Annotated in this window: 9 protein-coding genes; 6 read left to right on the plus strand and 3 right to left on the minus strand. The window is 43.5% G+C overall.

Annotated features, from left to right (window positions below; translation table 11 throughout):
• Window positions 1-198 precede the first annotated feature (198 nt).
• The gene (locus HXT59_RS01915; RefSeq protein ID WP_012913689.1) at window positions 199-2688 is read right to left on the minus strand and encodes a glycogen/starch/alpha-glucan phosphorylase; all 2490 of its coding nucleotides are present in this window, start codon (window positions 2686-2688) and stop codon (window positions 199-201) included.
• A gap of 236 nt (window positions 2689-2924) precedes the next feature.
• Here HXT59_RS01915 and HXT59_RS01920 point away from each other — a divergent pair, with 236 nt between their 5' ends.
• Window positions 2925-3341, plus strand: a complete 417-nt coding sequence (locus HXT59_RS01920) for a sterol carrier family protein (protein WP_004109512.1) — start codon at window positions 2925-2927, stop codon at window positions 3339-3341.
• Between the two features lie 117 nt (window positions 3342-3458).
• On the opposite strand, the gene HXT59_RS01925 is transcribed toward HXT59_RS01920, so the two are convergent.
• Window positions 3459-3839, minus strand: a complete 381-nt coding sequence (locus HXT59_RS01925) for a DUF3073 domain-containing protein (protein WP_004109509.1) — start codon at window positions 3837-3839, stop codon at window positions 3459-3461.
• 145 nt (window positions 3840-3984) lie between these two features.
• Here HXT59_RS01925 and trpS point away from each other — a divergent pair, with 145 nt between their 5' ends.
• The gene (gene trpS / locus HXT59_RS01930) at window positions 3985-5076 is read left to right on the plus strand and encodes a tryptophan--tRNA ligase (RefSeq protein ID WP_004109506.1); all 1092 of its coding nucleotides are present in this window, start codon (window positions 3985-3987) and stop codon (window positions 5074-5076) included.
• Between the two features lie 98 nt (window positions 5077-5174).
• Here trpS and HXT59_RS01935 read toward each other — a convergent pair whose 3' ends face one another.
• Window positions 5175-6896: a threonine/serine ThrE exporter family protein gene (locus HXT59_RS01935; RefSeq protein ID WP_012913688.1), complete on the minus strand. Its 1722-nt coding sequence runs from the start codon at window positions 6894-6896 to the stop codon at window positions 5175-5177.
• Window positions 6897-7102: 206 nt separating this feature from the next.
• Between HXT59_RS01935 and HXT59_RS01940 the strand changes: the two genes are divergently transcribed.
• From HXT59_RS01940 to HXT59_RS01955, 4 genes are all read left to right on the plus strand, one after another.
• A complete protein-coding gene (locus tag HXT59_RS01940) occupies window positions 7103-9859 on the plus strand; it encodes a phosphoenolpyruvate carboxylase (protein ID WP_012913687.1) in 2757 nt (918 codons plus the stop codon).
• A 228-nt stretch (window positions 9860-10087) separates the two neighbouring features.
• A complete protein-coding gene (locus tag HXT59_RS01945) occupies window positions 10088-10747 on the plus strand; it encodes a carbonic anhydrase (RefSeq protein ID WP_012913686.1) in 660 nt (219 codons plus the stop codon).
• 55 nt (window positions 10748-10802) lie between these two features.
• Window positions 10803-11897 carry a permease gene (locus HXT59_RS01950; protein ID WP_012913685.1) on the plus strand — a complete coding sequence of 365 codons (1095 nt, stop codon included), beginning with the start codon at window positions 10803-10805 and terminating at the stop codon, window positions 11895-11897.
• A complete protein-coding gene (locus tag HXT59_RS01955) occupies window positions 11894-12664 on the plus strand; it encodes a TIGR03943 family putative permease subunit (RefSeq protein WP_012913684.1) in 771 nt (256 codons plus the stop codon). The genes HXT59_RS01950 and HXT59_RS01955 overlap by 4 nt, the downstream gene beginning before the upstream one ends.
• Window positions 12665-12734: the final 70 nt, after the last annotated feature.

A 12734-nucleotide genomic window follows, 5' to 3' on the forward strand; every position in this document is an offset into this window, starting at 1 on the left:
ATTTGCTTTATACAGTCCAAAATGAAGGCGATTGCGTATATTCGTAGTCGCCTTCATTTGTAATTACTAAAGAATTGTTGTAAACAAAAGCGTTTGTCTTACATGCAATTTAACTAAAATTTACACAAATAAAAGGCGGAAACTGATTAACAGTCTCCGCCTTTTATTTTCTATGTATTGCTATTGGAGAATACTCAATTACTCAGCAACAGGTGTTGGAAGAGCACCCGTGTGCCAAATGCGATCGAGGTAATCTTCGATAGAGCGGTCAGAAGAGAAGTAACCAGAGTTGGCTACGTTCAAGACTGCCATGCGAGCCCACTTCATTGGATCGCGGTAAGTTTCCTCAATCTGAGCCTGAATATCCATATAAGAGCTGAAGTCAGCCATTGCCATGAAGTAATCATGGGTAAGCCAATCGTTAACGAGTGGCTCATACACGCTCTTGTCGCCGTTGGAGAAGGTGCCGTCAGCAACCATATCCACAGCAGTCTTCAAGCGAGGATCAGATTCATAGTACTTACGGGAGCCGCCGTGATCATAGCCTTCAGCGTAGAGCTTCTCAACCTCGTCAACGGTCATGCCGAAGAGGAAGAAGTTCTCAGCACCAACGCGCTCGCGAATCTCAACATTTGCACCATCGAGAGTACCAACAGTCAAAGCACCGTTCAAAGCGAACTTCATGTTACCAGTGCCAGAAGCTTCCTTACCAGCTTGAGAAATCTGCTCATCCAAATCGGTTGCAGGAATCAAGTTCATAGCAAGTTCAATGTTGTAGTTTGGTGGGAAGAACACTGCGAGCTTGCCCTTGCAAGCTGGGTCGTTGTTCACAACGCGAGCAACATTGTTGATGAGCTGAATCGTAAGCTTTGCCATAGCATAGCCTGGAGCAGACTTAGCGCCGAAGAACACGGTGCGTGGAAGCATCTTGTCTACGTCGATTGTGCCATTCTTGATTCCAGCGTATGTGGAGATAACCTGGAGGATCTTCATGGACTGGCGCTTGTACTCGTGCAAACGCTTAACAATGGTGTTGAACATTGTGTCTGGGTTGATCTCAAAGCCATACTTCTGCTTTGCGAAATCAACGAAGGCAAGCTTGTTCTGCTTCTTAACTTCAGCAAACTTCTTAACGAACGCCTTGTCGTCAGCCAATGGCTTCAAGCCTTCGAGAAGCTCCAAATTACCCTGCCATGCGTCTGTGCCCAAGCCCTCAGTAATAAGAGCAGACATGCGTGGGTTGCTCAAGCGCACGAAACGACGAGGAGTTACGCCGTTAGTAACGTTCTTGAACTTATCTGGGTAAACGCTGGAGAAGTCCTTCAAAGTGACATCCTTCAACAACTCAGAGTGAAGTTCAGCAACACCGTTAACGTAAGAACCGCCGTAGGTAGCCAAGTAAGCCATGCGAACTACAGCACCTTCGCCATTTTCGTCAGCGTCGGTAGCGATGCGCATGCGCTCAACCTGATCCTCAGCAACGCCCTTACCGCGAAGCTCGTTGCGGAACTGCTCGCTAATGCCCTGAATGATTTCAAGGTGGCGTGGCAACAGTTCGCCAATAAGCTTGGCTGGCCAAACTTCCAAAGCTTCTGGAAGCAAGGTGTGGCAAGTGTAGTTGAAGGTCTTGGTGGTGATACCCCAAGCGGTGTTCCAATCGTAGCCGTACTCGTCCATAAGAACGCGCATAAGCTCTGGAATGCCGATAACTGGGTGAGTGTCGTTCAACTGGAAGTTAATCTTGCTTGGGAAGGTAGTGAGATCCGGCTTATCCTGACCTGGGTAGAATACGCGGATTGCATCATGAATAGAAGCAGCTACGAAGAAGTACTGCTGCTCAAGACGCAAAGCCTTACCTTCTGGAGTGGAATCTTCTGGGTAAAGAATCTTAGAAATGTTTTCTGCTGCAACCTGTGGCTTTACAGCATCCAAGTACTCGGACTTGTTGAAGGTGAGCAAATCAAACTCATCGTAAGACTTAGCGGTCCACAAACGAAGAGTATTTACGCGACCAGAATTATAACCTGGAACCATGTAGTCAACTGGTACTGCGCGAACAGACCAAGCTGGCTTCCAAACGCGCTTGCCGTTTTCCTCTACAACTTCACCACCGAAGTTGACGCGCTGGTCACGACCATAATCAATGTGACCCCATGGCTCTTCGTTGCTAAGCCAGTAATCAGGGGTTTCAACCTGCTTACCTTCTTCATCAAAGCGCTGCTTGAAGATGCCGTAACGATACTGGATGCCGTAGCCAAATGCTGGAACGCCAATAGAGGCGAGTGAATCGATGAAGCAGGCTGCGAGACGACCCAAACCGCCGTTACCTAAACCTGGTTCATACTCGGCATCGATAACAGCTTTTGGATCGAAGCCAAGCTTAGTAACAGCCTTATTGAATTGGTCAGTAAGACCAGCGTTCAACAAAGCGTTCTCAAGCTGCTTACCCATCAAGAACTCTGCGCTCAAATAGCCCACAGCCTTGGTGTTGCCATTAACCATGTCATGCTGAGTCTGCATCCAAGAGTCCATCAAGTGACGACGAACTGCGGTAGCAGCGGCAACATACACATCTGCCGTAGTGGCCTGCTCTGGCGTTACACCCTGGGTGTACTTGAGGTGCTCTTGAAGTTCTTTGGCAAATGCCGTCGCAGTAGTTTTGGCTTTCGGCGCGACGTGTTTAGTCATATTTGACTCCTTGTGCCGTTTGATATATTTCCTAAAAGTGTGCAGCCTAAAACTTTGTGTTTAGGCAATTAAACCATCACCATTTTGCAGATAACTTTTGAAGATAACTACAAGAGGCATGTGAATGCACACGATAACCCCAAGAATACCACAACCTAATCCCTTTAAATATTTGTATATAACGTCTTAATACAAATATATTGCTGAAAGTAGGTTGTTTAGAAGATAATAAAAATATGTCAGTAATACTTGAACGAGATATAAAACGAGGACAATGTGCTTGGCAATTCTGGCGTGAATCTGCTATTAAAGCACTTGGCAATGGCATAGAAGCCATGCAAATAAATAGTAATATTTTAAATATCTCTTTAAACGACGAAGCTTTAGCGGTTAGATATTCGCTATATCTTCTTGAGAATAAAGTGCCTGGGTGCGCAGTAGAAGTAAGGGTTGCGCCTTTTGGTGCAGTAAAAATTTTGGAAGGACCAGCTTCGGATCCGCATAATCTCACACCGCCAGATGTTATTGAACTTGAGCCTAAAGTATGGCTTAGATTAGCGAGTGGTGTTACTAAATGGCATCAGGAACAGGACTTTGGCAACATAAGTGCAATTGGCGAGCGTGATGATTTAAGCGATATTTTGCCGCTGTAAGTTGACTTTATTGTAGCTTAATTGCGTATTTACAGCGTGTATTTACAAATATCCTGGGCAAACAGTATTTCGAATGCCCAGGATACGTAAATAAAATAATTTTAATAAATTTAATTTTTAATTGTCGTGTTTGTGTATGAAGTTTGGAATTGGCATAGGGATATGATGATGCGCTGGCGTGTGCGCTCCCGAGTTTGTAGAAGAGTTTTCGCTGCTAACGGCTTTTGCAGCTGCTTCCGCAGCCCACTTGGCATACTCGTCTAAATCATCTTCGTTTGAAGCATCAACGACATCATTTTCTTGATCTGTGTCATTCTCTTCTGGAAGATATGTATCTTCCTCATAGCTTTCGCTCGACGCAAATGGATCGAAGGATCCTTGTCCGGGTTCGCTGGAATTAAGTTCCTTAGCAAGCTCGTCATAATCCGTATCGGTCGTCAGGTATTTGAGCTTACGGGCAATTTTCTGTTGCTTTGCCTTCTGTCGTCCGCGGCCCATCTGACCCCCTCTAAAAATTAAGTAACAATCAGTTCATCACACAAGAGCGTACCACTTAACCGCAACCGAGTATATTGTCTGTGTAAACTTTTACCATAAAAGCCATATTTTCAGCGTAAAAATACGCACAATTAAGGAGCCTAAAATGCCGGAAGAAGCACAGGTTACAGCTGCTGGTAATGAGATGAGCGCAAGCTTCCTTGCAGCGCGTAAACGTTCAGATGCAACGCTTGAAAAGTTACAAGCTAGCCCTTCGTCTTTTACTATGCTTACTGGAGATCGCCCAACTGGTCGTTTGCATTTAGGACATTATTTTGGATCTATTCGTGAGCGTGTTGCAATGCAGCAGCGCGGAGTAAAAACCAATATTATTATTGCAGATTATCAAGTAATTACTGATCGTGACACCACTGAGCATATTGAAGATAATGTTTTGAATTTAGTGCTGGATTATATGGCTGCCGGAATTGATCCTGAAAAAACAATGATATTTACTCATTCCGCAGTTCCTGCAGCAAATCAGCTTATGTTGCCTTTCCTTTCGCTTGTTACAGAAGCAGAATTACACAGGAATCCTACTGTAAAGTCGGAAATGGAATCATCTGGACATGCTTTAACCGGATTGCTTCTTACGTACCCAGTGCACCAAGCTTGCGATATTTTGTTCTGCAAAGCTAATGTTGTGCCGATTGGTAAAGATAATTTGCCGCACGTTGAAATCACTCGTACAATTGCGCGTCGTTTTAATGAGAGATACGCAAAAAAGAATCCAGTGTTCCCAGAGCCAGCAGCAATTTTGTCTGATGCTCCTGAAATTCCAGGATTGGACGGACGAAAGATGAGCAAATCTTACGGTAACTCGATTATGCTCGGGGCTACTGCCGAAGAAACTGCCAAATTAATTAAGAAGAGTCCAACTGATTCTGAGAGGATGATTACTTTTGATCCAGTAACTCGTCCGCAAGTTTCTGCACTTCTTACTACTGCAGGTTTAGTTACAGGTAGGGATCCTAAAGAGATTGCTGAAGAAATTGGTAACGCTGGTGCTGGCGCATTGAAAGCTTACGTAATTGAAAATGTAAATAATTTCTTGGCACCTCACCGTGAGCGTCGTGCAGAACTTGCAAAAGATATGGATACTGTTCGAGACATTTTGCATGATGGCAATAAGCGTGCAAATGCTATTGCAGAAGAAACGCTTTCCCAAGTGCGAGATGCTATGGGAATGAAGTATTAATTAAATTTCAATAAGTAAATTAATAAAAAATAAAGCCGCTCGCAAGAAAACTTGTAAGCGGCTTTTTGTTAAAAATTAACGAACTGAAACTTAGAACATCACACGTCGTAACGCCAGCTTTTATCTGTAATAACGCGTGCTACAGCAAGACCAATAGGTAAGCAAATAATTACCATGAAAGCGCGGAAAGTCCAGTCTAACGCTGGAAGCGTGTGAAATTGACCAAGATAAAACATTGCGCGATACATATAAAGTCCAGGAACCATAATTACGATAGATGGAACCGTAAGACCTATTCGTGGATAACCCAAATATTGAGGCGCTAATCCGTGACGAACGATAGTTCTCCAAGCAGAAGCTAGCAAACCTGCCAATAAAGCACCGCTGAAAGCTGCAATTTCGGCAGCAACTCCAAAATCTGTCATAGTTAAACGCAATGTGTCAGTAATAGCGCCAATAACGCCAGCAACTAAGCACATTCGTTGTGGAGAATTAAATAGAACTGAGAAGCCCCATACTCCGGCAAAAGCTGTAATAAGTCGAAGAACTGCGTTAAGCCAAGGATTTAATCCGAGAGGAGGGAAGCCTTGAGGATTGAGATGTACAAGGCTTGCAACTGTCCATCCCGCAAGAGTTCCCATCAAAATAATAGCCATTGTGTAACAAAGTCGTTGAATTCCTGAAGGGAAATCAATTTTTGCAATATCTAAACCGCCTGTAATAAGAGGGAATCCAGGAATAACAAACAACACTGAGCCAATATATGCAGTTGTGTGATTGAGTGCGCTAGGGTCAAAGAAGCCAATAAGACGCAAAGCCCCAATGCATGATAGTGCACCTATTGCAACAGCTACGAATGTAACTACAAACTGGTTTAGATGCTTCATAAACATTCTGCGACGAATATAGTGACCGATTCCTGCTCCAATAAAAGCACCAATCATGTCGTAAATGCCGCCGCCAAGCAAGAACGCAAAGGATGCGCAAGCAACTGCCGAAGCAAGACCAGCAAACCACGGTTTGTATAGTGGTTTCCTATTTTTAATCAAATCAAGACGGTCATGTACTTCTCTAACCGTAAGAGGATGATTATTTTTAGGCTCGCCATTACTACTGGATGTGTTTACGTGTGAAAAATGTTCAGCATAAGCACTTTCTGGCTGTAATGCAAAAATGCCGCGTGGTTTTTCTTTTTTTATAGCTTCTTGCAACGCTTTCTTTTTTGCAATTTTAGTAGCATTTTCTTCAGACTGCTTAGCTGTTTGTACAATGGTATGTTCGTCGTCACTCGCTTGCAATGTGTCAACTAATTCCTTAGAAACAGCAGCTTTAGAGTGATATAAAGAATTGTTTCCAAGCTTGACGTTAAACCAATCTGCAAAATGTTCTAGAAGCCAAATACGCTCAGTGTTAACACCTGTGGTTGGAAGATCTACAACCTCAGTAATTCGCTCATGCTTATCAGTGCAAGTTGCCTCAATATCTGTGAGATTCACGTCTGCACGCACGTGTACGCCCATCGGTTCGCCGATTCTGTGCATAAGCTCGCGAACTCGGTAGCTTCCTGTGCCTGCTCCTAAGCCGAGTGCACCGACGCGAATAATAATACTCGATTTTGCAGCAATTCCTGCTTGTGTAACTGGCTTATCCCAATCTCGCTCAACATCGTCCATATCGAGTGGAATAGCATGAGTATGAAAACGCCCAGAAGGTTTTCCGACTATATGACCAGTCGAAAGAATTTCAGGCTTATCGCAATCGCAGTTGTTGATGCTGTTGTCGTATTCATTATTCTCAATATTATTCTCTGCTGTACTCACAATTTTTTAGTATACGCAACCCCGTTGCCGAGTTATATTTTGTTGATGAATCAGCATTCTTTACTACGTCCGGTGGTAGTTTCACAATTAACTTGGTATCTCGCTGGAAACAAGGCTGTGGGCTTGCAACTTCTGACCTACATAACCGCGGAGGAGCTGCGGAAGTCAGACGACCAAGCAACCTTAGTCTGGCGTAAGGAGGTCTGATGGCAACAGAAAATCAGCAGGTTACTCCGGCAGACGCAACTATTGTTACGTCTGGCTTAGGGCGAAAAGGCCCAGAGGAGCGTGACCTTCCAGCATCACTTAAGCAAGACATGGATTTGTGCTTGCATATTCTTCGCGATGTTCTTGGCGAATTCGATGAAAAATTATTAGCAGTATTCGACGATGTGCGTTTGAATGCTGTAGAAGCTAGTGCGGCTCATTTTGCGCAAATGGTAGACGCAAAAGTAACTGCAGATGATGGCTTAAGTAAAGCTGTTAGCAAGCTCAACGGAATGAATTTGCACGATACGCAGCTTTTAGCTCGTGCTTTCGCAACATATTTCCACTTGGCAAATTTGTGCGAGGAAAATTATCGTGTTTCTGTACTTCATCAGCGTGAATGTGAAGTTGAAGATTCATTGCCTGTTGATCCAGTTAACGAACTAACTTGTGCTTATCACAAGTTGCTCACTGAAATGAGCCCTGCTGAAGCGAAAGAATTGCTTGCAAAGCTTGAGTTTCATCCTGTATTTACCGCGCACCCAACCGAAGCTCGTCGTAAAGCCGTTGCAGGTAAGATTCGCAGAATTTCGCAATTACTAAGCGAACATCATCGTTTAGGCGGATCTGATAAGCGCGAAAATTATCGACGTCTCTATAACGAAATTGATGCGCTTCTTCGCACTTCTCCGATTGCTTTGAAGAAGCCAACTCCAGTTGAAGAATCTGACACCATTCTCGACATTTTTGACGCCACTTTGTTTGACACGATTCCAGTCGTGTATCGTCGATTTGACGATTGGCTGCTTGGTAAGAAGGCTGGATTAGTTCCTCCGCGTTGCCCTGCATTCTTCCATCCAGGAAGCTGGATTGGTTCAGATCGAGATGGCAATCCTAATGTGACAGCTAAAGTGAGCCGTCAAGTCGCTCGAAAGTTTAGCGATCACGTGCTTGCAGCTTTGGAGAATCGCACGCGCGAAGTTGGCAAGTGCTTAACTATGGAAACTCGCACAACTCCTCCAAGCGTGGAGTTGCTTGAGTTATGGAATCGTCAGCGCGAAATGAGCGAACAGCTTACAGAAAACGCTTCAGACGTTTCTAATAGTGAGCCACATCGTGCAGTAATGTTGGTAATGGCTGACCGTTTGCATCGCACTATTAGCCGCGATACGGATTTGATGTATCATTCTTGCGAAGATTTCATTGAGGATTTGCAAATTGTGCAACGCTCTTTGGCAGAAGGCGGAGATCCTCGTGCTGCATATGGTCCTTTGCAGGATTTGATTTGGCAAGCGCAAACCTTTGGATTCCACATGGTTGAAATGGAATTCCGTCAGCATTCTCTCGTGCATTCTCGCGCTTTGGAAGATATTCGCGAACATGGATTGCATGGCGAACGCGGTCCGCTTCAGCCAATGACTCGTGAAGTACTCGATACGTTCCGCGCTTTAGGAGCAATTCAAAAGCGCAACGGTATGCGCGCTGCTCGACGTTATATTATTTCCTTCGCAAAATCTGCTCAGCATGTACGTGACGTATTTGAGCTAAATCGTCTTGCTTTCGCTCACCCACAGGATGCGCCAACAATCGACGTCATTCCGCTGTTTGAGCAGTTGGAAGATTTGCAAAACTCTGTAAATGTGCTTGAGGAGATTATTAAAATTCCTGAAGTGCAAGCTCGTCTTAAGGCTACTGGCCGCAAGATGGAAGTTATGCTTGGCTACTCGGATTCTTCCAAGGATGCTGGTCCTACTTCCGCAACGCTTGCTTTGCATTCTGCTCAGGAGCGCATTGCTAAGTGGGCTAAGAAGCACGATATTGATTTGACACTGTTCCACGGCCGCGGCGGTGCTGTTGGTCGCGGTGGCGGTCCTGCAAACCGTGCAGTGCTTGCTCAGCCAGTTGGTTCCGTCAACTGCCGCTTCAAGCTTACTGAGCAGGGCGAGGTTATTTTCGCACGATATGGCAATCCAATTCTTGCTATTCGTCACGTTGAATCCGTTGCTTCTGCAACTTTGCTTCAGTCTTCGCCAAGTGTTGAGAAAACTAACACTGATATGACGAAGAAGTATGCGGATATGGCTGCAAAACTTGATGTTGCAGCTCATGAGCGTTTCCTTGATTTGCTGCAAACGGATGACTTTACTCCATGGTTCTCTACGGTTACGCCGCTTAGTGAGATTGGTTTGCTTCCAATCGGTTCTCGCCCAGCTAAGCGCGGTTTGGGTGCGAAGTCGTTGGATGATTTGCGCACAATCCCGTGGGTGTTCTCCTGGGCTCAGGCTCGCATTAACTTAGCAGCATGGTACGGATTGGGTACTGCTTGCGAAAAGTTTGGCGATTTGGAAACTTTGCGTCGCGCTTACGAAGAGTGGCCGCTGTTTAGTACTTTTATTGACAATATTGAGATGTCTTTGGCTAAAACGGATGAGCGTATTGCTCGCATGTACTTAAGCCTTGGAGATCGCGAAGATTTGAGTGATAAAGTACTTTCAGAAATGCAGCTTACTCGCAAGTGGGTTTTGCAAATTGTTGACGACAAGTGGCCTTTGCAACATCGTCACGTGCTCGGTCAGGCAATCCGCGTGCGCTCGCCTTATGTTGACGCGCTGTCTGTAATCCAGTCGCTTGCATTGCACAAGCTTCGCAACAAGGTAGACAAAGAAGAGCTTAGCGAAAGCCAACAGGCAGAGTTCATCTACCTTATTCTTTGCACTGTTTCTGGTGTTGCTGCAGGCTTGCAGAATACTGGATGATTTTATAAGTTTATGTGATTAAGAAAAGCCTTCGTACTGCTTTATTAGCTGTGCGTTGGCTTTTCTTTTTATAATCATATTTTATAAATTTTGTTAGCTTTTATAGCATATTTTCTATTTAACACAGTAACGATAGAATATGTTTTATAAGTCGAAGTGTTTTTCAAAATTTGTTGATAGCTTGTATTTGTCATCTTTGCGCAAGCGCATCAATACAAGGAGGTAATAATGCACGAGACAGTCAAAGAAGATCTTTTAAAAGAAGATTCACTTTTGGCTACATCTGTGTGGAGCGCGATGCTAGCTGGTAATCGTAAGTTTGCAGAAGGCTCATTAAATTGCCATGGACTTAGTGAAGAAACGAGATTATCTCTTATTGAAGGTCAGCATCCTGGAGCTGTTGTTCTTTCCTGTGCTGACTCGCGCGTGGCTCCAGAATTTGTGTTTGGTGCCGGTTTAGGTGATATTTTTTCTGTTCGCACTGCAGGCGAAGTGCTTGATGATGCTGTAATTGCATCTTTAGAATACGCTGTAAGCGATTTGGGAGTAAAAGTGCTTGTTGTTCTTGGACACGAGCATTGCGGTGCTGTACAAGCCGTTTTGCCGAATGTGCAAAAGCTGGTTTCTAAATACGGCGAAGATGAAGCAAACGAAATAATTGAGTCTAGCGGGTCAATATTGCTTCGTTCTTTAGGGCCGGCTGCGCTCGCAGGTATTGAAGAAGACTTGAGCACGGACGATATTGAGCGCATTCACGTGTCTAATATGTTGGCTGAAATTTGCGATAAATCTCAAATTATTCGTGAAGCCGCCTTTAACGATAACCTTATGCTAGTTGGCGCTAGGTATAGAATGAGTGATGGTTTAGTAGAGGTTCTTTCATGCTAAGTAGCATGTAGTCGCATTTTTAACAGAATTATTAATACGTTGTTAGGTTACAGATATGAATCAATCATCTAAAGATACGCTTGATGCAAATTCTGCAAATTCCACTAATTCTGCGAACTATCTTTTCTTGCTTGTCGGAGTTCCTTTAGTAGCTTTTATTATTGCAGCTGCTCCTGCTTTACAAGGGCAACATCCTTGGTTTCTCGTTGATACAACAATTCGAGGTGTTTCCGGATTGTTGCTACAAGCTATACCTTTTACGCTCATAGGTGTGCTTGTTTCTGCTGCAGTAGAAACTTGGGTAACTGCTGATTTTATTGAGAAACATGTTCCAAAATCTACAGCAAATGGTTTCTTGGCTGCCATATTAGCCGGCGTCTGTATGCCGGTTTGTGATTGTGTAGTCGTTCCAACGTTTTCTCGTTTAGTTGCAAGAAAACTACCATTGCCGTGCGCCATAACTTTTCTATGTGCAGTTCCTGTTGTAAATCCAGTATCTGTATTGGCAACATTTTATGCGTTTTCTGACGCTCCAGCTGTTGCTATTATGCGTATTGCTCTAGGTGTTGGTATTGCATTATTAGTTGGATTAAGTTTTGTTATATTCCCTTCGAAAACCAATATTTTGCGTAAGAAAATTTTAGTAGAAAGCGAATCTTCTTTACATTGTTCTTGCGAATTGAATAACGAAAGTAATCTCACAAAAAATAATATTGAAAAGCATAGTATTTCTGCGCAAATTCGCAAATATGTGCAGCATATACATCAGGATTTAATAAAATTAATTCCAATTATTGTATGTGGAACTATAGTTGCTTCTGTAATTCGCGCATGGCTCGGAGCTGATCCTGCTTCTCGCGTGCAAGTGAGTAATGTTTTCATTGCTATTCCTGTAATGATGGCTATTGCGTACGCAAGCTCTCTATGCTCCAGCTCAGATGCTGTAATTGCAAGAAGTTTAGCAACATCATTGCCTATGTCGTCGGTGCTAGTATTTCTGCTGTTTGGTCCTATGCTTGATTTAAAGAATACGCTTATGCTCGTTGAGGATTGCTGTGGTAAATTTGTGTGGCGCTTAACATTAACTATTGCTTTTGCGTGCTTCCTAGCGTCATTATTAGCTCACTGGGCTTGGGGGTTCATCGCATGAAAAAGCAAAAATGTGTTGAGCATAATGCTTGTAAAAAAATCACTTTAGCTCAATTGGTAGAAGCTATTTTATTGCTATTTTTTGCAGTCATAATTGCGAAAGTTACTTTAAGCGGTAGATATACGCTTTTTACTACGCCTAGAGCATATTATTATTTGTTAATTACTGCTATTTTGCTATTTATTTTGTCTATATGTGCTGCGATTGGATGGTTTTCTGTTTCTTCGCGCGATGTTTGGCGTATGTTTGTAGCTTTCGTTGTTCCTGCGCTACTTATTATTGTTCCTTTGCGTTACGCTCAAAATATTAGTGTAGATGGATTCGACCAGTATGCTGGCGGTCGTGCTATTGCTATTCGTAGCCAAAATTATCCTTTGCCAGGATTGTATGAAAAATCTCATGAGATAACAGTTGATGATGATGATTTCGGCTCCTGGTATGACGAAATCGATCATAATGCTGCAAAATATGATGGATACGCGATTACTCTTACAGGTTTTGTCAGCAGAGATTCTACGTTGAATGCAAATCAATTTAGGGTATCTCGTCAGCTTATGTCATGCTGTATTCTCGACATGTCTCCGTTTGGATTAGTTGCCGAAAAATCAAATATTGGCGAAATTCAAGATCATGAATGGGTGCGTGTTCGTGCACGCGTTTCTAGAGGCAATATTGGCATTCCTGGATATCAGCATCCTGGAGTTGTGCTGCACGTTATATCAATGCAAACAGCTCAAGCTCCAACTGGATATTTTTATCGCCCATAAATAATTTATCTTCGTTAATGGTGATAATTATTTTAGAATTGTTGATATCGCATAGAAGTAAACTAAGATA

It is taken from the genome of Gardnerella sp. KA01001 (assembly GCF_049244025.1).
Lineage (GTDB): Bacteria > Actinomycetota > Actinomycetes > Actinomycetales > Bifidobacteriaceae > Bifidobacterium > Bifidobacterium swidsinskii.

Bases quoted from the DNA above. Each gene is read 5' to 3' on its own strand.
- HXT59_RS01915 (WP_012913689.1), bottom strand. From the start codon at position 2,688: ATGACTAAACACGTCGCGCCGAAAGCCAAAACTACTGCGACGGCATTT.
- HXT59_RS01920 (WP_004109512.1), top strand. From the start codon at position 2,925: ATGTCAGTAATACTTGAACGAGATATAAAACGAGGACAATGTGCTTGG.
- HXT59_RS01925 (WP_004109509.1), bottom strand. From the start codon at position 3,839: ATGGGCCGCGGACGACAGAAGGCAAAGCAACAGAAAATTGCCCGTAAG.
- trpS (WP_004109506.1), top strand. From the start codon at position 3,985: ATGCCGGAAGAAGCACAGGTTACAGCTGCTGGTAATGAGATGAGCGCA.
- HXT59_RS01940 (WP_012913687.1), top strand. From the start codon at position 7,103: ATGGCAACAGAAAATCAGCAGGTTACTCCGGCAGACGCAACTATTGTT.
- HXT59_RS01945 (WP_012913686.1), top strand. From the start codon at position 10,088: ATGCACGAGACAGTCAAAGAAGATCTTTTAAAAGAAGATTCACTTTTG.
- HXT59_RS01950 (WP_012913685.1), top strand. From the start codon at position 10,803: ATGAATCAATCATCTAAAGATACGCTTGATGCAAATTCTGCAAATTCC.
- HXT59_RS01955 (WP_012913684.1), top strand. From the start codon at position 11,894: ATGAAAAAGCAAAAATGTGTTGAGCATAATGCTTGTAAAAAAATCACT.